The organism is Paenibacillus sp. CB74 (assembly GCF_055687625.1).
Window position 1 is genome coordinate 1,519,398 of record NZ_CM146009.1, and the last position, 22,042, is coordinate 1,541,439.

A 22,042-nucleotide genomic window follows, 5' to 3' on the forward strand; every position below is an offset into this window, starting at 1 on the left:
AGTTAGATATTTTAATGAAGGGAGTTCAGGAAGTAATTTAGAAATTTAGTTTAAAATTGTAGTTTGGAGGAAAACATTTTGTATAAAGCAGGTTTTTGGATTAGATTAGGAGCAAATGTATTGGATAGTCTTATTATTTCAATTCCGTTAGTTATTATTGCAGGTGTGCTTACGGGTAATTTTGATACGGATGAACCGATTGCCAAATTACTTAGTGCGATATATTCAATTTTATTACCAGTTTACTGGTATGGCCGAACCATTGGAAAACGTATATGTGGAATTCGAATCCGTAAATACGATACACACGAACCGCCAAAAATTGGTACGATGCTGATGCGAGTTGTTGTGGCTGGACTTGTGTATGTAATAACTTTGGGTATCGGAGTTATTGTGAGTGCTTTTATGGTTGGTTTACGTGAGGATCGACGTGCGATTCATGATTTTATTGCAGGAACAGAAGTAGTCTGGGATTAAATGGAATGCTTATAATGAATGGGCTGTTGTACGGTGAACTTAAAATACTTGCATTAAAAGTCTTGATACTCAAGGCTTTTTTTCTTATGCACTAATCTTAACTTCACAAAATAAATGAAGTTAAGATTAGTGCATAACTTAAAAATGAACATAAACTTCTTGCATAACTTCTAGCAATAGGTTAATCTATTTTCAATAAATATTGGAATTAATTTCAAGGGGTGATTTATGTATAGTCCAATCCCATTAACTAAGTCAGAAAAAACAGGAGTTGGGTACTGGGAAGCCTACAGTCCTAAACTTAAGCGAGATGTCACCCTTCTGGGTGATCTAGAATACGATTACTGGCTCTTTATTGAAACAGATCCTAGAATTCTATCGTATTGTGAAAGACCAATTTTAATTGAATCCTCTTTCACAAGTAAAATTATCACCTCCGTACCTAGTTATTGGGTGAAATATCAAGATAACACCGAAGCAATCATTAAAGTTAGATTTTCAAAAGTAGAGACGTCAAAAAATGGAAAATTAAAAAATCAGTTGTTAATAGAAGAACAATGGTGTAAAGAAAAAAATATTAAACATTGTGTTGTAAATGATCAAGAAATTCGCTCTAACCCTCTTCTTCTCTCCAACAAGAAACTTCTTATCTCAATAGTGTCTAATAGGCTGCATCCAATTGATACAGACATACATCTAATCTCTCAAATACTTAGTCTGAAAAAAATAACTATACAGGAATTAAAAGCTAGCTTAGATAGTAAGATTCCTTTTTTACGAGTAACTGAAGGCGTTTGCTGGATGATTTATAAAGGATTTATTAAAAGTAGTTTAGATAGAGCTCCAATAGGTCCAAAATTGGAGGTGTGGATCGATGAGTAAAAGAAAATTAATAGAGAACACTGAATTAGGTCATGCTATTGACTTATCACAGTGGTCTACAGTTAACATCGATAAATTATCCAAACATAATCAAATTGTTTATGAGAAGAGAAAGAAAGCCGTAGAAATGTATTTTGCTGATCATTCTCATTTTGAAATAGAAGATAAGACAGGACTGCATCGTAACGAAGTGGCCCGATTGGTGAAAAGATGTCTTGCACTCGATGCTCAAAAGGCTCCATGGGGATACAGGGCCCTTATACCTAACAAAAGAATAACCGTTTATAAGCGTGAAAATCTTCCAAATGCTGAATTTGAATCATCTGGTATGAACGGATCTTTTGAACTCTTACTTGAAACATATCCTACTATCCGTGATGAAATTCATCGGTTGTATTACAGAAAAAAATCACGCTCTGTCTCAGATCCTGTTACAAGAGGTAAAGACATTCACAGAGCAATGGTAAAGGAATGTAGGAAAGTTGGTTTGAAAGCACCCAATGATTATCCGTTTAATACAAAGGAAGTGGCAAGGCGAAGTCTATACTCTTATCTTAAAACTTTAGAAGACCACGATATCAACAAAGCCTCAGGTCGATACGGTCAGGATATATCCAAGTTAATCAAGAGCACTGGTTCTGATGAAGTGTACAGACAGATCATAAGACCCTATGAGCAAGTACAGTTTGATGGCCATAAAATTGATCTACATGCTGTTTTAGTTCTAAAGACTCCTGAAGGTGATGATATCTATACCGTTATAGATAGAATTTGGTTACTTGTTATCTTTGATGTAGGTACTCGGACCATTTTGGGACACTATTTGAGTTTTAACCGTGAATATTCTTCAACCGATGTTTTACATTGTATTCGTAATAGTGTTGTACCTTGGGTACCTAAAATTTTGACAATCCCAGGATTGCAATATCCAACTGACGGAGGATATCCCTCTACGATCATTGAAGAAACTCAGTGGGCAATATGGGATGAAATTCTTTATGATCAGGCAAAGGCTAACTTGGCCACTATAGTCAAAGACAGATTAAAACAAGTTGTGAAGTGTAGAGTGAATCCTGGGAAAGTTGGTTTTCCTATTAAAAGAGCTCATATCGAAAGATGGTTCGGTATTTTTGAAGAAAATGGATTTCACAGATTACCTAGTACAACAGGTAGCAATTCAAAGGATCCGAGAAGGGCGAATCCTTCTAAATTAGCTAAGAAGCATCGTATAACTGTACAGCATGTTGAGGAATTGGTTGATGTCATGATTGCAGACTACAACGGTACCGAGCATGAAGGAGTGAACTTTATGACGCCACTTGAAACAATGAAAAGTCGGCTTCAAAATTTTTCTGTAAACCAACTACCAGAGGAGCAGAGGAACGAAGTAGCTTTTTTATCTTTACAAACAACACGTGAAATCAAAGGTGACGTTAAGCATGGTCGACGTCCATATATTCAATATGAAAATGTTAGGTACACAAGCTCATTGCTTTCTCGTTCACCTGGTTTAATTGGGAAAAAAGTCGATATTTTTGTTAATGTGGATGACCTACGAGTAATAAGAGCATTTCTACCTGATGGTTCCGAACTAGGAAAACTAAAAGCAGCAGGAAAGTGGGGCATTACACCGCATACCTTACAGGTTCGTAGAGAGATATTTAGGCTTAAGCGAAAAAAACTAATACGTTATTCTTCTTCAGAAAACCCTATAGAAGTTTATCAAAAATTTCTAGGAGAAGGAGCAAAAACGAGCAGTAGAAAGGCTGGAAAAGCATACGAACTATCCAGAAATCAAGAAAGAAATAAAGATGTCTCACTTGAGCAAGATGATCATATAGATCAGCCTAGTTTGCCAGGTGAAGTTTACCAAACTGAAGTTAATTCAAATAATACGATTTCCGCGAATCCTAAAAAAATAGTAAAACCGACAGAGGAGGATAAACATGGAGATTCAAGGAAATTTAGAAGAGCTATTATCTACTGAAAAAGAACAAAATTCTCCTCCAAGTTTAAAACGCCCACTACTGCCTAAAGGAGCTCATCCTGTTGAAACTGGTAAATACGATATCCCTACCAATGAAATTAACAATCTTTATGCAAGGGTGAAGGAAAGTATTGAAGACCGATTACCCGGAACAGTTGTCCATGGTAGACCACGTCTAGGAAAAACCCGTGCCATTGCTTATCTAATGAAGGCATTACCTATGGATTTCGAAAAATTGCCTATGTACAATTTGTTATGTCGTGAGCATACAAAACCAAATGAAGATGTTTTTTTTACGGAAATATTAAAGGATATAGGACATGGATTCTACTCTTCAAGAAATGCTGTTCTTAAGCGGGAGAGGTTATTGAAATTTCTTATTGAACAAGCGGATGCTGCTGGACAAAATCGAACTGTCTTTTTTTTAGATGATGCACAGAGGCTTCATGAAATTCAATATGGCTGGTTAATGGATATTTCTAATGAATTGGATCGTTATGGGATAAATCTAACTGTATTTTTAGTCGGCCAGAACGAACTACTTAATCAAAGATCTGTCTTTTTTGAAGAAGAAAAGTATCAAATCATTGGAAGATTTATGGTGGAGCCATACAAATTTCATGGAATTAGATCAGAGGACGATTTAAATGAGTGTTTGCTTTGTTACGATGAGGGGGCTTTTTACCCATACGATTCTGCGTGGTCGTTCACGAGATATTATTTTCCTGAAAGCTTTGAGAAGGAAGAATTCAGGCTGAGTAATTATTCAAAACAACTTTTTGATGTTTTTGTTTCATTGAGACAAGAAGCTGGGATCAGCAAGTCATTCGAAATTCCTATGCAGTATGTAACTAGAACAATAGAATTTGCTTTGAAAAAATATGGGTGTGAAGGAAATGATGTAGAGAGTCTGAATCAAGCCCTATGGAAAAGAGCAATCAAAAGCTCAGGGTATATAGAAGCAGAAATTTATAGAGGTCCAGATTGATGAGCCCGCCTAAAGATGTTTATACATGGAGAGCAAATTGGATAAAGCCTTATGAATCGCCTTGGAGTATATTCGAAAAATTTAAAATTGCTAATGAAGTTCTGGATTTAGATATTATTAGAAAGTTTGGAATAGATGAGGTGAAAAATCTTCGTGTTATTAGACCTAGCCATTATGATTTAGTTAAAATGTTCTCTTTAAATGAACAGTTAATTAAAGACGTATTTGGTATTGACCTAGTTCAAAGAAATCGTAAAAATTTAGATGAACTAATAAGGCTTTTACCTCAAGACCATTTATTGGGTGTAGTTAGTCCATGGGAAAGTGTTTATTTAAGAGAAAAATTGTACTTTTGTGTTCAATGTTTAGAGCAAGGTTATCACTCAATATTTCATCAGTTCAAACTATTGCATCATTGTCCATTCCACAATAAAAAACTCATACAATGTTGTCCAGAATGTGGCTCGGAATATGACTACTCATTATCCAACAAAATGTTTGATTCCCCATTCATATGTAGTTGTGGTCATGAATATTGTCAAATAAACCAGGATCAACTTTTTTATGATTCTTGGAATCAACCCCAAGAACATTACAATACACTTCCACCTGAGCTTCTTCAATGGCTAACACTAACAAATCATCAGAAGTCCAGGCTTAAAAAAATGTACTTTATCCCTCAAACTGATTTTGAAAAACATCCAAATTCACTAATAAACTTTTTAACTGTTACAAATAAAGCGAACAATATTCCAGGCCATAACTTTGTAGAGAGTAGTAAAAGTATTAAAACAATAAGAAGTTTTGAAGAGAAAAAATTTGCATTCAAATATTCAAAGAAAGGTGATTTCTCAAACCTAAATGAATTTTATATCAAAAAGGCTAGATTTGATATATTGCAGAAAGAATTTTACCAAAACTACAAACGGATTATTGCTGGTGTCTCCAAGCATATAAGGCAAACCATCTTAGCTGAACATAAATCTTGTCTATATGAATTGAAAAATTTCAAAGGGCGTGGACCAATTTGTAGTTATGCTTATGCGTATATAGCTTGGCGTAGAACCATTCAAAATTTTGATCATTTCTCATTAGTCGATAATATGGGGCGTCCAAAACGTCTTAATAAACCTATCTTTGAGTTTCCCTCAAGTGCTTACTTTCTCTATGACCTATATGATCAATGGAATAATCAGATAGATGATATTACCTTGAGTAGTCGAGCGGCCACGAAATGGTTGTTAAATCGAATCTTGGTTCAATTTTTGCTAAAGTGGTTTGATAACTGGCTTCAACATTCTAAAGAATTCATTTCAGAAGGAATTATGCCAGCAGTTCCTCAATTTGAAGATAAGTATCCTCTATTTATTGCTGTTTTCTCAAATGAGAGTAATGAAGAACTTGAATTTCATTGGTGGGACGATAAAAGAGAGTATAATGAGCTTGCGTGCCCATTTTCAAATAACAAGTGAGTTCATAAAGGTATAGGAAACTGTTTCATAACCTATACCTAGATCTTTTAATTTTATTTTTCTAAATTCATAATATCGAATAATTCTATAGCTAAAGTCTTAGAACTTGAAATACCTTTTAAATATTTAAAAGGACCATATATAGACCAATCAATCTTTTTTAAGCGTTTCACTGACTTAATAAATTCTTGATGGTCTATTTGTGTTGAGTTTTCTTTTTTACAGTGGAATAGCATTTTGGATGCTGCCATTGCTAATGCATCCAAACATACGATGTGAGTAAGTTTGTATTCTTTATAGTTTAACCATTCATGAGGATATTCTTGACGCATTATATTAAAAAATACAAGAACTATATCTACCTTTTCGTGTTTTGATAAGTTAGTAACTCCAGTGTCTTTGAAAAAATACTTTAACATACGATAAAGATTCTGAAGAGTAATATGTCTTCCTTTACTACGTTTACCTGTGATGCTACCAATATGATAGAAAGGACTATCGTTTAATATCAACAGCTCAGTAGACATCCAGCTTAGCTCGTCGTTTTCTCTTTTCAAAAACTTACTTAAAGAAGTACCTAGCCCTTTGGCTTTTGTATTAATTATATCAAAGAATTGAATTTCTTCATCGTCATCTAAATAATGAAACACCATGAAGGGAACATTTATTTCTGATTGTGTTTCCTTCGTATAACGTTTTATACCACCTAGCCGGTGCTGTCCATCCATTAAAGATGCTTTATTCTTGCAGAATAATCTTCCAAACATTGGTCTACTAGAATCATACGCTGTGAATTCCCACATACCAGATGCATTCAATAGAATCGGTGTGAATAATGCGTTATCCCCTTTAGAAAGGTATAAAGCAAATTCATCAACACGTTTTTGATCAACTGGCCGTTGATATCCTTTTCCAGATGGGTCGTTATATGGTTTAACATAGGTTAAATCCACAGCAATTGAGGATGGAAACGCGCTTTGATAAGCGATTTTTCCCCTCATTTTAGTTTGAACTACATTTTCTATAACTATTTGATGAGGTAATTGTCTCATTAAGTACACTCCTATAGAATTTTTATTATATCTAAATAAAATATATATCTTAAAATATATAATTACTAATGGTAATATATAGTTTGAGTATATTTATTTCATACATAAGTACACCTACTCTTAAAAGAGAGGTGATTGTACTTATGATAAAAATCAGTGCTTTCGTAGGTGAGCGAATAAAATCGTTAAGAAAATCAAAAGGATTGACCCAAGCGAACTTAGGTGAACAAGTAGATCTCCCACAGCCTTATATTGGTGGGATTGAAAAAGGGGAGAGAAACATTTCTTTGGAGACCCTGCAGAAACTAATTGAAGCTTTAGATGTTACACCAGCAGAATTATTCCGTCATTTTGAAAATGAACTACCAAACAAAGAGATGTTTGAAATCTTAGACAGAATTAACGAGGTTCTTTCACAAAGAAATATTGAAGAAATTAGAATAGTTGAGAACTTTATTTATGATCTTCTTAAAACAATTGATAAATTGAAAATTTCTAGTTAAATCTGTTCTTTAGTTATGTTCTTTAAAGCAGTTGATTCAGGTTTAATTAGTTTTTATTTCTAAAGGGAAAACTTGTTTTCTATTTCCTATATTTCTAAAAAATTATTGTCCAAGAGGTGTAAATAATCAAATGATAGAGAAAATTAGATTAAAAGAAATCGCATCTTATAATAATTTTGGCGTTAAACTAGAAAATCTTAAAAATGTCAACTTCATCTTTGGAAATAATGGATCTGGCAAGACAACATTATCAGAGTTTATTCGAAATCCCGTAAATTTCCCAAGTTGTTCTATGGAGTGGAAAGGCAACCCAATGACCACATGCGTTTATAATCGTAATTTCGTAAATGAGAACTTCTTAAGTAATTCCATTAAGGGTATTTTCACACTTGGCAAGGAATCTGTAGAATTACAAACAAAGATTGACGAGTTAAAGGGAAATATTATTAAGCATGATGAAGAGATCAGAAAGAAAAGAATACTACTAGGAGAAAAAAGTCACGACAGAGCGGTTATTGTCGATGAGTTTAAGGAAAAGTGCTGGAGGCTAAAGAAAAGCATTGATCCGGATTTTAAAGAGTTAATTGAGGGGTATAGAAATTCTAAAGAGAAATTCATGCAAAAATGTATAGAGGAATCAAAACTAATAAATTCCACAACCAGTATAAGAACTTTGGAGGAAATTAAGATTCTTAAGGAAGGTTTATATAATGGAAAGGTCGAGCTAGTAGCAATGCCTACACTAATCAATTATGATAATACTTTTGAAAGCGATCCAATTTTTAAAAATAAAATTATTGGAAAAGAAGATGTAGACATCGCAAGGCTTATAACAAAATTAGGAATAAGCGATTGGGTTAAACAAGGAATACTAAAAATCCATGATACAGATGGGAATTGTCCATTTTGTCAGCAATTACTTCCAGATTACTTTACAGAACAAATAAATTTATATTTCGATGATACATATGAACAAAATATTGAAACACTTGGAAATTCCTCTGAAAATTATTTGTTGCACACAGAAGAAATTATCTCTAAAATCAAATCGTTTTGTAATGTTCACTCCAATAATACTTTTGTAGATCTTGAGGAAATAAATTCAACATTACGTTTAATTGAATCAAAACATGAAGAAAATAAATTACTTTTAAAACAGAAAATCAAAGAGCCAAGCAGAAGCATTGAATTGGTTGAAGTTTCAGAATTAGTTCAATTACTAAACATTTCAATAACAGCATCAGTAATAAAAATCGAACACCATAACAAACGTATGGAGAATATAAAGCTTGAGCGAGAAAAATTATCAGCGGAAATCTGGTTATACATAGCAGATCAAATAAGCGAAGACTTGAAAATTTTTGATAATATTATAGCAGATAAAGATAAGATGATCAGAGGAATTGAAAATTCTATATCAAAAAAAATCGAGTATAAAATCTCTCATGAAAAAGAACTGGCTATAAATCAACAACAGATAACAAGCGTCGAACACTCGGTAAATGAAATAAATAAATACTTAAATTCTTTTGGCTTTAAAAACTTTAAGTTAGCAGCTGCTGCCGAGGAAGGAAATTATAAAATCATCCGTGAGAATGGTGAAGATGTAAAAGATACACTAAGCGAAGGAGAGAAAACATTTATTACTTTTCTCTATTTTTATCAATTATTAAAAGGTAGTAACGACATCAGTAAAATAACTACAAATAAAGTTGTTGTAATAGATGACCCAATATCTAGCTTAGATAGTAGTGTTCTCTTTATGGTGAGCAGTTTAGTGCGTGAAATCATGTTTGATGTTAATAGTGGGAAGTCAGATATTAAACAGTTATTTATATTAACTCATAATATATACTTTCATAAAGAAATAACTTTTAACAAAGGCTCCAAAAGGTTTGGAGAAGGGACTTATTGGATAATAAGGAAAGATAACAATATTTCATCAGTAAAATATTTTGAGGAAAACCCTATAAGTACTTCTTATGAACTCCTATGGAAAGAACTTAAATATTCAGATAATATCAGTTTTGTCTCTATCCAAAATAGTATGAGGAGAATACTAGAAAACTATTTTAAATTTTACGGTGGTATAAGTCTTGATGTACTTGAAGATAAGTTTGATCACGAGGAAAGAATGATCTGCCGCTCCCTAATATCTTGGGTTAATGATGGTTCTCATTTCATTAGCGAAGATTTGTATGTAGAAAATAATACAGATTTAATTCAAAAATACCTTGTTGTGTTTAAAGAGATTTTCATAAAGAATGGTCATTCTGCTCATTATTCCATGATGATGAAGGAAAATGTTGAACCAGTCTCTCCTGAAGACAAAATCGAGGATTCCAAACAAAGTATGAAGGAGATCTTATCTGGAGTACAGGAAGTTGCAAGTGTAATTTCCGAGTAAGAAATGCTTTCCGTATTTATCAACGAAAAAACGCATATAAAGGTTACCGTATGGGTATATTGCTATTAGGTAGCTAATTGACCTTAACTCACAATATAAGTAAAAGCGTGAACTAATTAGTGAATAAAAAATGCCTTCATAATGGTATTATCCCCTGTTAGTAGACAGTGTAAAAAGAGGACATGTTACAATGAGCTCAAACTCCAGTGAAGAAAGTCCAAACCTTTAATCGATATAGCGAAGAATCGAAGAAAGAGGCGGTTCGTCTGCTGTCTCAGGAATTATTGTTCCATTCAAGGTCGCTATTTTAGCGGCTTTTTTATTTTATCTGTACAAGTTCTTGTCCCAAGCCAAGGACAAGAACTTGTACAGATTACCGTAATGGGCAAGAACATGATCCGATTGCTGATTAGGTATATAACTAATCGGTTTCCACCCGTTAATCATTAAGCTAACGGGCAGGATAGTTCAATTGAACAAGGGTATAATCTCACCAAAAAAAAGAGGTGCAATTTGTTCCTAGCACATAGCATATGCTCAGCGTACTTTCTTGGAAAGAAGTTGTTAATATGACATAGAACATCACATTGTATGGGTTTGGATGAAAAAAACTCTCTTTTGGGAGAGTTTTTAGTGAAGATAAATTCATTTCATGATGAAACCAGAAATAAGCTGAAGATATTACGTAACCGTGATCGTTCCATAATACATGTACATGCCACAATTGAATTGATACGTTCCAGGCTTCAAGTCATTTAAAGTCACGAAGTTATCTCCCTTTTCGAGATACACATCTAATCCTAAATCAGTAGATTCAACGCTTCTTATACAAGTATAACCTGAGTGTTTTATGAAATTTATTTTTGTTGGAACACCCGCTTTTATCTTTATATTTTCATGGCTGAAACCCTTAGCTGTTACATCGACTGAAACGATTTGATACCCTACATTTTCTTGAAGGGTACTTTGATCGCTTGATTGTGAGTCTTGTGATTGAATCGCAGAGGTTTGGTTATCGTATAACTGGAAAAACAGTAATATCCCGATCGAAACGGTTCCAAAAGCAACCATAAGTACACCCCAAATAAATGGTAAACTAATACCATTTTTCTTGGTTTCATGAGTTTGGCCCGTTTCTTGATTGGCCAATTGGAGAACAACGCTCATAATAAAAATAAAAAGGATGTCAATAAATAATACCATCATATAGGAAAAACCCACCATGGCCCCGAGCATTGCACCCATCAATCCACCCATAATTCCTGCAAGCATCCCATCCAAAGCAGCCATTAAGCTTACAGGTTTTCCAATGAAGTATCCCGCTCCCAAACCAAACAAAATGGCGATTATTGATGGGACTTCTAAACTGTGTTGAAACACTAGGCCTAATTGAAAACCGAGTGCAAGACTAGATATCATACCAACGGTCATTGCAATCATCATACCAGCCATACCTGCAAGTTTCTCTTTTCGTTTATAGGCAACTAAACCAATGTATCCAGTGAATAATACAATCATAACTATGCTTAATATGGTTAATATCACATTTTTACCCCCTTAACATCTGGTGACTGAGATAGAGTGAATGTAGTTTCTATTCAATGTAAAGATCGATCTAACAATATATAAAATTTTATATAGTTCTGTACTACGAATTGTAGTGCAATTATTGAAATTACAATAGATCAAATTTCAATAATTCAATAATTGTTCATACATTTATGGCGAAATTGGTCTGTAAGTGAAAAATCAAGATGTTTGATGAGCGATAAGGATTATTCGAAGAATGTGTAGTAGCAAATCATAAGCCGGCCCGATATTGGGCCTGCTATAAAACATGGGCGAAGGCTTTTTGTTTATTTTATTTGGCTCACAATATACTCCGCATCTGCTCCAACGCCTCCGATCAGAGCCGATCCTCTGGATGACTGCCAAGGGATTCCTAGAAAAAACAACCCCTGAACATCACTCACGCCTCTTTGATGCCGCACCCCGCCTTTTTCATTAAATAGCGTTTTTTCTTTGATCCAGGTGTAGTCTGTACGAAAACCGGTAGCCCATATCACATTATCAACCTGCAATTTGCTGCCATCTTCGAACTGTACATGTCGATCCATAACTTGAACCGCCCGTGGTACAAGTTTGATTTTTTTATTACGGATCATCTTTTTTAGGTCTATACCGAAAATAGGGTCGGCTTTCTTTTGAATAAACTTGCCCAATTTGCTTTCAGCACTGACATTCATAATCCCCAATCTTCTGAACCAAGAAAAAATGCTCGTTCCCATGACTTGCAAAGGCATGAAGTGTAATGGACGGCCAACGGATAAAAAAACGTCCCGCTCCTTGGCCAACTCCACCGCAATTTGTGCTCCTGAATTTCCGGCACCAATGACGATAACAGTTCCTTTGTTCAATCGTTTGGGATGGGAGTACGCCGAAGTGTGAATCTGAAATACGCTTTCATGGAATTGATCAGTAGCTAAAGGTATGTAAGGTGACTGAAACGGGCCCGTGGCTACAATGACATTTGTTGCTTTTAACATCCCCTTGGTTGTATTTATATCGAAACTTTGCTCGGCTGCTTCAAGCGAAATGACTTCCGTAGATAGCTGAATTGGCAATGTAAAGGTAGTAGCATATTTCTCCAAGTAAGTCGAAATTTCGTCCTTGGTTGCATATCCGTTCGGATCACCTTCTAGCGGCAAGCCTGGTAGCGAACTGTACGATCTTGGTGTAAACAATGTTAAACTATCATAACGTTGTCTCCATGATTCCCCTATGCGATTAGACTTGTCAATCAATAAAAACCGAAGGTTTCGATTCTTTAAAAAATATGATGCAGCAAGACCAGCCTGTCCCGCACCAATAACAATGACATCGTATCGTTCTATCATGGCTCTCTCCCTTAAAGTCCATTTATTTCAATCTCTTATTACATAACTGAATGAAGGTAATCTACACCTAAGAACAAAGATGTGGTTGAGCATTGACGTATACATTAGTGGATGCTAATATGATTAACATATTAATAGAAACTAATATATAATGCAATACTTTACCGTACAATGATGTGAAGTAAAGAAACGGAGTGATTGGCCATGTCTGAACAAAATCATCCGAATTCCTGTTGTTCTGAAACGGAAGGATGCAACTCATCAGCAAAACAACCTGAGCCACAACAAAAAGTTCAGCAGGAAAGTTGTTGTTCAAGCCATTCCTGCACCGATTCCATTCAACCCAGCGTCAAACCAGGCACTACGTTTAAACAGCAGATTCAGTTCACGGTAACTTCCAAACCAACGAAAAAAAGTGACTGCTGTGCGGATGAAAAAGACTATTGCAGTGCGGGGCAAGAAAAAAGCAAAGAAGACTCTTGTTGTTCCAGCTCTGTAGCTTCCGTTCCAAGGGTCTCTGAGTCCGATTTGAAATTAGTTACAGGACAGATGCTTCAATATCGGGTTCTGGGCATGGATTGTTCTTCTTGTGCGGAAACGATTCAAAAGAGCATCTCCCGCATGGAAGGTACAGGAGAGGTTCAAGTGAATTTCAGCACGGCCAAGATGAGTGTTGCCGTCTCCGATCCATCCATCGGAAATCGAATTGAATCACAAGTTAAAAAATTGGGGTATTCCATTGAACCGATTACTCCGATACAAACCGGTCAGACCTATGTCATTGAAGGCATGGATTGCGGGGCTTGTGCCGTCACCTTGGAGAAACATATGCTCAGGTTTCCTGAAGTCCGTGAAGTTAACGTAAACTTCTCGACGGGGAAGATGCGGATCGATCATGATTTAACGAATGATAAAGTGAAGGAAGAGGTATCCAAAGCGGGGTTCAAGGCGTTGTTGCCTACCAATAGTCGGTCTTCATCTGATACGGTGGAAGAGAAATCGAAGAAGCCAATACCAGCAACCTTGTACTCCGGCATATTTTTGGTTATGGGATTTGTGGGCTCGTACGGCAATGTGTCGGAAATGCTCATCACATTGCTCTATGCTCTGGCTATCGTTATAGGTGGATACAAACCTGCCCGAAGTGCCTATTATGCAGTACGAAGCGTTTCACTCGACATGAACGTATTGATGACCGTTGCGGCTGTGGGCGCCGCACTGATTGGCGAATGGTTCGAAGGCGCCACGGTCGTTTTCCTGTTCTCGTTAGGGAACACCCTGCAGAATAGAGCGATCGAAAAAACAAGAAAATCCATTCGTGGTCTAATGAACTTGGCTCCTCCGGAAGCATGGGTCAAACAAGGGCAACAATTGGTGCGCACACCCGTAGAAGACATTCATATCGGGGATGTCATCGTCATCAAGCCGGGTGAAAAAATACCGTTGGACGGTGAAGTTACAAGAGGGCACTCTGTGGTCAATCAGGCTCCAATTACCGGTGAATCCATCCCTGTAGAGAAGGAACCTAGAAGTATTGTTTATGCAGGCTCGGTAAACGAAAGTGGTTCTCTTGAGGTAAGCGTCACAAAATTGGTGAAAGATACCACGATTGCGAGAATCATTCATCTGGTGGAGGAAGCACAAGAGAAAAAAGCCCCTTCGCAAGCCTTCGTAGACCGTTTTGCACGAATTTATACCCCGATTACATTTGCTATCGCTCTTTTAATCATGGTAATCCCTCCTATGTTTGGATGGGGCACTTGGGGCGATTGGTTCTACCGGGGGCTTGAGTTGCTTGTCGTGGCCTGTCCTTGTGCATTGGTCATCTCCACACCGGTCGCCATCGTGTCTGCCATCGGGAACGCAGCCAAAAACGGCGTGCTGATCAAAGGCGGAACGTTCCTAGAGGTTGCCGGTTCGATCAAGGCGATTGCCTTTGATAAAACAGGAACACTGACTGTGGGTAAACCCCAGGTATCTGCGTTATTTACGCAAAAGGTCTCCGAAGAAGAATTACTTCGCATTGCGTTAACGATTGAAGAGCATTCGCAACATCCAATCGCATCAGCCATCGTGGAGTACGCGAAGCAGCGGGAACTATCCCCGCTCCAAGGTGAACAATACGGAGCTCTCGTGGGTAAAGGTGCGTATGCAACCATTCAAGGCACCGAATATTTCGCTGGTAATCCAAAGCTATTTCAAGAAATGGGCGTACCGATGGTGCACCTGGAAGAGCAGGCTTCCCGACTCCAACAGGAAGGAAACACCTTGATCCTTGTCGGTACGCAATCCAATCTGCTCGGCATGATAGCTGTGTCTGATGCAATTCGGGAGACTACAATAACCACGATGCAGGCGCTGAAACAATCGGGCATCGAGCAAGTCGTGATGCTTACCGGAGACAATGAGGGCACGGCACGCAAAATCGCAAGGGAAGCTGGACTTGATCGTTATTTCGCCGAATTGCTTCCGGAAGAGAAGGTTTCCGCAGTGGAGCAGCTTCAAAAAGAAGGCAAGCTCGTGGCCATGGTAGGAGATGGGATCAATGATGCTCCTGCGCTGGCTACAGCCAACTTGGGCATTGCAATGGGAGGAGCCGGCACGGATACGGCCATGGAAACAGCAGACATCGTCCTGATGGCCGATAATCTGGAAAAACTTCCTCATACGATGAAACTGAGCCGCAAAGCGCTTCGAATTATTAAGCAAAACATCTGGTTTTCGCTGTTAGTAAAAGTCGTTGCTCTTTCTTTCATTTTCCCTGGCTGGTTAACCTTATGGGCAGCCGTGATGAGTGACACAGGAGCGGCATTGCTGGTGATTTTGAACAGCATGAGATTGTTGCGAATGAGAAGCTAAGATCTGAACGTTATTTAGAGACGAGGTTAATTTCTGAAACAAACAGCATTCGCTAAAATTGATCATTGCTACGTTACTGAGTGCGTTATTGCGGGGAGTAGGATAAATCATATATGACTACTCCCAGAACAACCCTGTACTTTCCGAATTCCACGAGTAGTTGTTTGAAGCTCATAAGCCTTAAACCTTGAAGTACAACGGTTGAATTGAATCTTCTATGGCAACATGCTAAATTTAAATTAGTATCAATAGTGTAAGGTTTGGGGGGATAAAAATTGAATACAACCGGCTGTGAGGTAAAAGCCAAGTTTCTGAGAGGATTCAGCGACAAAACGAGGTTGCTAATTCTAGATTCCATACATCAGAAAGAAAAAACGGTTTCGCAAATTGTAGAAGAGCTTGGGGGCAACCAATCCAACATTTCGCAGCATCTCGCCTGTTTAAAAGGATGTGGAATTATCATAAGCAGACAGGAAGGAAAGTACATCTATTATTCCTTAAGAAATGAACAGATCAGGAACCTATTGCAAGTCATGGATGATGTGTATGCACAAGTGGAGAATGAAGTAGCCTCATGCGATAGAAATGAAGCGTTGAACCTATAAATTTAACTGTCATGTACTTTTGACAGAAAATAACCTAAGAAGCTGATTCCTTCAGGAATCGGCTTCTTGTCGCTGGTAGCAGGATTATTTACCGAGGTGCAATTTTTACTGAATTGTACTCTAATAATTCGAAGGTTTTCTTAGAAGACCAATTATGACAAACAATACATATACGATACGATGCTTAAAGTAATTTCTCCATTGCCATCACATCTACAAAATTCCCCTCTAGAAAGCCATGATTCTGAAATACACCTACCTCTCGGTATCCGGCTCTATGATACAAGCTCTGCCCAAGCGTATTAAATGGAAAGGTGAAAAGAACAAACTTATAGAAGTTATGCTGCATACCGATTTTCTCTAATTTCCCAAGCAACTGTTTGCCTATCCCTTTGCCGCGGTGATCACGATGAATATAAATCGAAAGGTCACCGACACCGTCATAAGCGCTTCTAGGATTGTAGACATTAATGGATGCCCATCCGATAACACATTGGTTCACTTCAGCGACGAGTACGGTGTAGCGTCGCTGGTGTTTTTTAAACCATTCATACATATACACCTCGTCTTTTAACTCGGTTTCTAGCGTGGCAATGCGGTCTTCGATACCTTGGTTGTAGATAGTCAAAATGCTACCCAGATCCCCTTCGGTAGCTTGTCGTATTATTACCATGATGATCACTCCTACGTTTGTTTTTTACATGTTTATATATCATACTGTAATTCGAAATGGGAAGGGCAAAGAATAAAACAAAAAAACATTTGCGTTTTGCAAATAATAAGGGTATAACTATAACAAGAGGTGAGGGAATTGGAAAACAACTTAAGAGAGATGTTTCAGATCATGACACGGCGTTTTGGATTATTGGATAAAAACTGCTGCACCGCAGGAGGGTTGGATATTTCACTCGTTCAAAGTCATATCATTTATGAAATTGATCGTAAACATAATCCCTCCATTCAGCAGGTGGCAGATGCACTTTCCATTGACATCACAACGTTTAGCCGTCAGGTTCAAAGTCTCGTGAAGTTGGGATTGGTTCAAAAAACGCCATTACCAGAAGATCGGCGGATTTACATATTATCCTTGACTACACAAGGTAAATTTGTCGCTACTGTCATTGATGAGCAGATGAATGATTATTTAAAAGAAGTTTTTTCGCATATGTCTGAGTTTGAACGGGATATGGTCATCAACGCCGTCAAACTGCTAAACGAAAGTATGGCGAAATCCAGCGTATGCTGTACACCACTGGGATAATATTTATCCCATTTATTTAATATAATACTTGCAAAATACAAGTAATTATGAGGAGGAAACTAAAATGATTAAAAATATTCCTGTGAACCAAGTAAACTGCTGCGAAGCACCAGTACAAGAGAAGGGCAAATTGCCTGTTGCAATCATTGGAGCTGGACCGGTTGGTCTTGCGGCAGCGGCACAACTTATTTCAAAAGGTGAGCCGTTTATGTTGTTTGAAGCTGGAGATGAAGTGGGGGCAAACATTAGAAAATGGGAACATGTACGACTGTTCTCGCCATGGCAGTATAACATCGATAAAGCTGCTAAAGAGTTGCTGCTATCGGCGAATTGGGTTGCTCCACAAAACGAAAAGATCCCAACGGGTAAGGAGATTGTTGAGCATTATCTAAAACCCTTGGCTGCACTACCTGAAGTAAGTCCATACATGCATTTGAATACGAAAGTTACTGCGATCAGTCGTAAAGGGTTAAGCAAAGTGAAAACAAGTGGACGCGAGAAACTTCCGTTTGTTATCCATGTTGAACAAAACGGATCCCCGTTTATTTATGAGGCGCGGGCAGTTATCGATGCTTCTGGAACATGGTCCAATCCAAACCCGCTTCGTTCAGACGGTATTTTTTCAGAAGAAGAAAAAGCGCTTGAAAGCCACATTTCATACGGTATTCCTGCTGTATTAGGGAAAGAGAAAAATCGTTATAAAGGCAAGAAAGTTCTTGTTGTAGGAAGCGGACATTCTGCGATCAACACTTTGCTTGAACTTGCAGAGCTTCAAAAAGAGGAATCGGGAACTGAAATTGTTTGGGCAATTCGTAAGGCAAATATTGAAGATGTGTATGGCGGTCGAGAATTAGATGGGCTACAGGCAAGAGGAGAACTGGGTACCCGAATTCAAAAGGTGGTTGAATCCGGTACAGTAAAAGTCATGACGGCATTCCATATTGAAGAACTTAAACAACAAGGTGGAAAAATACAGGTTTCCGGAGCCATTCGAAATGTAAAAGTGGTTATTGATCATATTGATGAAATCGTAGGTAATACAGGTTCTCGTCCTGACTTATCGATTGTCCGCGAAGTGCGGGTATTAATGGACCCCAGTTTAGACTGCGTTTATGAGCTCGCGCCATTAATTGATCCCAATATACACAGCTGCGGTACAGTTAGACCTCATGGCGAAAAGGAACTACGTCAACCTGAAAAGGACTTTTATATCGTTGGTGCTAAAAGTTATGGAAGAGCACCAACCTTCTTAATGGCGACGGGATACGAGCAAGTCAGATCCATTGTAGCGGCTTTAGTGGGAGATATGGAGTCAGCACAAAAAGTAGAGCTGGAACTGCCGGAGACAGGTGTTTGCAGTCTGGGGGCTAGTGGTGCAGATAGCTGCTGTGAACCCGTACAAGTGGAGGAAGCCTCTACGAATTGCTGCTCTCCTTCAAAATCGGAAAGGTAGGATCAAATTCTTGCTACGGATAAACAAGAATTCAAAGCTACTACATCCTTAACGTGATGCAGTAGCTTTTTTATAGAAGGAGGGCAAAATGGAAAACATTATTTATGATTGCATTGTCATTGGCGGTGGTCAATCAGGTTTGGCAGCAGCATATTACTTACAGCAAGCTAGACGGAGCTTTATTCTACTCGAAAAAAGTGAAGAACATTTAGGATCATGGGCAAATTATTATGATAGCTTAACGTTGTTCTCACCCGCAGCGTACTCCTCATTGCCAGGACTTATATTTCCAGGCGGTGCAAATTATTATCCGCGCAGAGATGAGGTTGTTCAATACTTAAATTCCTATGCGGCTACATTTAAGTTTCCAATATACTCAGGGCAAGAAGTAATCAAGGTGGATAAGGAAGGCAATATCTATACGGTCCATACCTTGAGCGGAGAAAAGTTTCTTACACGGTCCATCATTTGCGCAAGTGGGGCATTTGTAAATCCTCGTATTCCAGACATTCCAGGGATGGATCAATTTAAGGGGGAAATGCTTCATGCCAAAGACTATCGAAATGAGGCAGAGTTTAAAAACAAACGCATCGTTGTTGTGGGCGGAGGGAATTCAGCTGTCCAAATAGCCGTTGAACTTGCCCGGGCGGCCCATGTAACAATTGCATCCAGAAGTCCGATCAAATTTAAGCCGCAGGTCATTGCGGGGAAAGATATTCATTTTTGGCTAACCATACTTAGACTCGATCAATCGACTTGGGGTAAACGCCTACTGCAGAAAAACAGTGAAGGTGTCCTTGATAATGGTTTTTATAAAGATGCAATTGATAAAAATAGGCCAGACACTAAAAATATGTTTAAAGCTTTTACGGAAAAAGGTGTAGTGTGGTCAGATGATGCTCGTGAAGATGTGGATGCCGTTATTTTTGCTACAGGTTATATTTCAAATTTTGAATATCTTAACGGATTGAATGTTCTTGATTCCCTGGGTAACCCCTTAAAACAAATCGATGAAAATATTCATTTTGTAGGTATACCCTGGCAGACATCATTTGCTTCGGCGACGATTCGAGGTGCAGGGGAAGATGCGAAGAAAGCGGTCCTAGCGCTTGCGAAAAAATTGTGAGGTATTGGATTTAGAAATGGTATAAGCTGTGAACTAAAATGAAGGGGAGTCATTGAGTATCAGACGAAGGATATTAAAGATGGAAGACGGTCACTCTTTCATTAAGTCAAAATGTGTATTTTTAGTTCGAGAGCAAAGATAGCGACGTTAAAGTCGGTAATTTTATTACCGGCTTTTTAGTGAATTGAATTTTATATAATTTTATATATATTCGCAATTGATTATATAATTGGTTTATTATATGATTATATCATTAAATGAAGCCAACGAAGATAATCACAGGGGAGGTACATATGGAACAAAAAATTCAGGAAATGGCTGAGGCATATAAGTTATTAGCTGATAAAACGCGGTTGACCATTATTGCGCTACTTCAGGAACAGGAACTTTGCGTATGTGATATCACAGACATTATTGGGATGTCTCAACCAAACGCCAGTCAGCACCTTCGAAAACTGAAGGCAGCTGGTTTTCTTAATGAAAAGAAAAAAGGGCAGTGGGTTTACTACTCCCTTAATCCTGAAGCGAAAGCATATGTTCAATGTGTGTATCCGTACCTGCCTTCCATGAAAGACAACATAGCAGGATTGAAAAACTGCTGTGGTCCTGAGGAGGAAGCATGACACTCATTGCAATTTTAATCTTTTTGCTTACACTCACTTTTGTGATTTGGCAACCTAAGGGACTTAATATTGGGTGGTCAGCATCTGCTGGAGCTGTTCTCGCTCTCCTATTTGGGGTCGTAAGTCTATCCGATGTGGGTACGGTTACAGGAATTGTATGGAATGCCACGCTTGCTTTTGTAGCCATTATTCTGATTTCACTTATTTTAGATGAGATCGGTTTTTTTGAATGGGCTGCTCTACACATGGCAAGGCTCGCAAGAGGCAATGGTAAGCTGATGTTCGTTTATGTTGTGCTACTTGGTGCAGGGGTAGCAGCGTTCTTTGCGAATGACGGTGCCGCACTGATATTAACGCCTATTGTGCTTGCCATGGTTCGAGCGCTCAAGTTTGATCAAAAGATGATTTTGCCTTTTATTATTGCAAGTGGTTTTATTGCAGATACAACTTCGCTCCCACTTATAGTCAGCAACCTCGTCAATATCGTTTCTGCTGATTACTTTGGTATTGGTTTTGTGGAGTATGCAAGTCGGATGATTATCCCTAATTTCTTCTCAATATTAGCGAGTCTTCTGGTCTTGTTCTTGTTTTTTAGAAAAAGTATTCCAGGGAACTACGAAGTCAGTCAGCTCAAAACGCCAGTTGATGCAATCAAAGACAAGAAGCTGTTCAAATTCTCTTGGGTGATTTTAGCCGTGCTTCTTGTCGCGTACCTGATGAGCGAGTTCATTCAAGTTCCGGTGTCTGTCATCGCTGGGATTATTGCAATCTTGTTTATTTTGGCTGCACGCCGCAGTCAGGCAATACAAACGTGGAAGCTCATTAAAGGGGCTCCATGGGCAGTCGTGATTTTCTCAATTGGTATGTACGTCGTAGTTTATGGACTACGAAACGTGGGATTAACGGATGAACTTGGGAAAGTCATTCAAGCCATTGCCGACAAGGGGCTCTACATCTCCACAATCGGCATGGGATTCCTAGCTGCGATATTGTCTTCGGTCATGAACAATATGCCCACAGTGATGATCGATGCGCTAGCTATTGATGCGACCAATACGCAAGGTGTGATTCGAGAATCACTGATTTATGCCAATATTATCGGCAGTGACTTGGGTCCAAAAATCACACCGATCGGCTCGCTTGCAACACTATTATGGTTACACGTACTGTCCCGTAAGGATGTAAAAATCACATGGGGGAGTTATTTTAAAATTGGGATTGTGCTCACTATCCCAACGCTCTTTATCACATTGACAGGACTATATTTGTGGCTTCATTTGATCCATGCAACAAGCGTAAATGTTTGGTTAATCATTGCGGTTATCACTGTAGTATTAATTGTTATCGCTATGTTGGTAAAAGCTTTGATTAACACAAAAATGGGCAAAGCGAAATTTCAAAATGAACTAGTAAAAGTTAGCCAAACCGAAGATAAAGGAGATCAATAAAC

Annotated in this window: 18 protein-coding genes; 14 read left to right on the forward strand and 4 right to left on the reverse strand. The window is 38.0% G+C overall.

Annotation, left to right across the window (positions count from 1 at the left end; genetic code table 11):
• Positions 1-78 precede the first annotated feature (78 nt).
• The 5 genes from ACX9NY_RS06955 to ACX9NY_RS06975 all read left to right on the forward strand — a co-directional run bounded on the left by ACX9NY_RS06955 (position 79) and on the right by ACX9NY_RS06975 (position 5,806).
• Positions 79-477: an RDD family protein gene (locus ACX9NY_RS06955; RefSeq protein ID WP_342570134.1), complete on the forward strand. Its 399-nt coding sequence runs from the start codon at positions 79-81 to the stop codon at positions 475-477.
• Positions 478-705: 228 nt separating this feature from the next.
• A complete protein-coding gene (locus ACX9NY_RS06960) occupies positions 706-1,359 on the forward strand; it encodes a PDDEXK family nuclease (protein WP_472477775.1) in 654 nt (217 codons plus the stop codon).
• Entirely contained in the window at positions 1,352-3,346 is a 1,995-nt protein-coding gene (locus ACX9NY_RS06965) for a hypothetical protein (RefSeq protein WP_472477777.1), read from the forward strand. Before ACX9NY_RS06960 ends, ACX9NY_RS06965 begins: the two co-directional genes overlap by 8 nt.
• Positions 3,306-4,334 (forward strand): ATP-binding protein, encoded by a 1,029-nt coding sequence (locus ACX9NY_RS06970; protein WP_175395204.1) that lies wholly within the window; start codon positions 3,306-3,308, stop codon positions 4,332-4,334. Before ACX9NY_RS06965 ends, ACX9NY_RS06970 begins: the two co-directional genes overlap by 41 nt.
• Positions 4,334-5,806 carry an RING finger protein gene (locus ACX9NY_RS06975; protein WP_472477780.1) on the forward strand — a complete coding sequence of 491 codons (1,473 nt, stop codon included), beginning with the start codon at positions 4,334-4,336 and terminating at the stop codon, positions 5,804-5,806. Before ACX9NY_RS06970 ends, ACX9NY_RS06975 begins: the two co-directional genes overlap by 1 nt.
• A gap of 53 nt (positions 5,807-5,859) precedes the next feature.
• On the opposite strand, the gene ACX9NY_RS06980 is transcribed toward ACX9NY_RS06975, so the two are convergent.
• The gene (locus ACX9NY_RS06980) at positions 5,860-6,858 is read right to left on the reverse strand and encodes a DGQHR domain-containing protein (RefSeq protein ID WP_175395202.1); all 999 of its coding nucleotides are present in this window, start codon (positions 6,856-6,858) and stop codon (positions 5,860-5,862) included.
• Positions 6,859-7,001: 143 nt separating this feature from the next.
• Here ACX9NY_RS06980 and ACX9NY_RS06985 point away from each other — a divergent pair, with 143 nt between their 5' ends.
• Positions 7,002-7,361: a helix-turn-helix domain-containing protein gene (locus ACX9NY_RS06985; protein ID WP_175395201.1), complete on the forward strand. Its 360-nt coding sequence runs from the start codon at positions 7,002-7,004 to the stop codon at positions 7,359-7,361.
• Between the two features lie 130 nt (positions 7,362-7,491).
• Positions 7,492-9,768 carry an AAA family ATPase gene (locus tag ACX9NY_RS06990; protein WP_472477782.1) on the forward strand — a complete coding sequence of 759 codons (2,277 nt, stop codon included), beginning with the start codon at positions 7,492-7,494 and terminating at the stop codon, positions 9,766-9,768.
• Positions 9,769-10,449: 681 nt separating this feature from the next.
• Here the strand turns inward: ACX9NY_RS06990 and ACX9NY_RS06995 are convergent.
• Together ACX9NY_RS06995 and ACX9NY_RS07000 are read right to left on the reverse strand one after the other, a co-directional pair.
• A complete protein-coding gene (locus ACX9NY_RS06995; RefSeq protein WP_472477784.1) occupies positions 10,450-11,313 on the reverse strand; it encodes a cupredoxin domain-containing protein in 864 nt (287 codons plus the stop codon).
• A 311-nt stretch (positions 11,314-11,624) separates the two neighbouring features.
• Positions 11,625-12,665, reverse strand: coding sequence for a flavin-containing monooxygenase (locus ACX9NY_RS07000; protein ID WP_472477786.1), 1,041 nt, complete (start codon positions 12,663-12,665; stop codon positions 11,625-11,627).
• Positions 12,666-12,869: 204 nt separating this feature from the next.
• Here ACX9NY_RS07000 and ACX9NY_RS07005 point away from each other — a divergent pair, with 204 nt between their 5' ends.
• Positions 12,870-15,524 (forward strand): heavy metal translocating P-type ATPase, encoded by a 2,655-nt coding sequence (locus tag ACX9NY_RS07005; RefSeq protein ID WP_472477788.1) that lies wholly within the window; start codon positions 12,870-12,872, stop codon positions 15,522-15,524.
• A 275-nt stretch (positions 15,525-15,799) separates the two neighbouring features.
• Positions 15,800-16,129, forward strand: coding sequence for an ArsR/SmtB family transcription factor (locus tag ACX9NY_RS07010; protein WP_443146625.1), 330 nt, complete (start codon positions 15,800-15,802; stop codon positions 16,127-16,129).
• A gap of 184 nt (positions 16,130-16,313) precedes the next feature.
• On the opposite strand, the gene ACX9NY_RS07015 is transcribed toward ACX9NY_RS07010, so the two are convergent.
• On the reverse strand, positions 16,314-16,802 hold the full coding sequence (locus ACX9NY_RS07015) for an arsinothricin resistance N-acetyltransferase ArsN1 family A (RefSeq protein ID WP_175395196.1): 489 nt from the start codon (positions 16,800-16,802) through the stop codon (positions 16,314-16,316).
• Positions 16,803-16,961: 159 nt separating this feature from the next.
• On the opposite strand from ACX9NY_RS07015, the gene ACX9NY_RS07020 reads away from it, so the two are divergent.
• The 5 genes from ACX9NY_RS07020 to ACX9NY_RS07040 all read left to right on the forward strand — a co-directional run bounded on the left by ACX9NY_RS07020 (position 16,962) and on the right by ACX9NY_RS07040 (position 22,040).
• The gene (locus ACX9NY_RS07020; RefSeq protein WP_029881702.1) at positions 16,962-17,390 is read left to right on the forward strand and encodes a MarR family winged helix-turn-helix transcriptional regulator; all 429 of its coding nucleotides are present in this window, start codon (positions 16,962-16,964) and stop codon (positions 17,388-17,390) included.
• A 64-nt stretch (positions 17,391-17,454) separates the two neighbouring features.
• On the forward strand, positions 17,455-18,843 hold the full coding sequence (locus ACX9NY_RS07025; RefSeq protein ID WP_472477791.1) for an NAD(P)-binding domain-containing protein: 1,389 nt from the start codon (positions 17,455-17,457) through the stop codon (positions 18,841-18,843).
• Between the two features lie 88 nt (positions 18,844-18,931).
• Complete coding sequence (locus tag ACX9NY_RS07030) at positions 18,932-19,969, forward strand: flavin-containing monooxygenase (RefSeq protein WP_472477793.1); 1,038 nt, start codon at positions 18,932-18,934, stop codon at positions 19,967-19,969.
• 293 nt (positions 19,970-20,262) lie between these two features.
• Positions 20,263-20,592, forward strand: coding sequence for an ArsR/SmtB family transcription factor (locus ACX9NY_RS07035; RefSeq protein ID WP_175395193.1), 330 nt, complete (start codon positions 20,263-20,265; stop codon positions 20,590-20,592).
• Positions 20,589-22,040 (forward strand): arsenic transporter, encoded by a 1,452-nt coding sequence (locus ACX9NY_RS07040; protein ID WP_472477795.1) that lies wholly within the window; start codon positions 20,589-20,591, stop codon positions 22,038-22,040. The genes ACX9NY_RS07035 and ACX9NY_RS07040 overlap by 4 nt, the downstream gene beginning before the upstream one ends.
• Positions 22,041-22,042 lie beyond the last annotated feature (2 nt).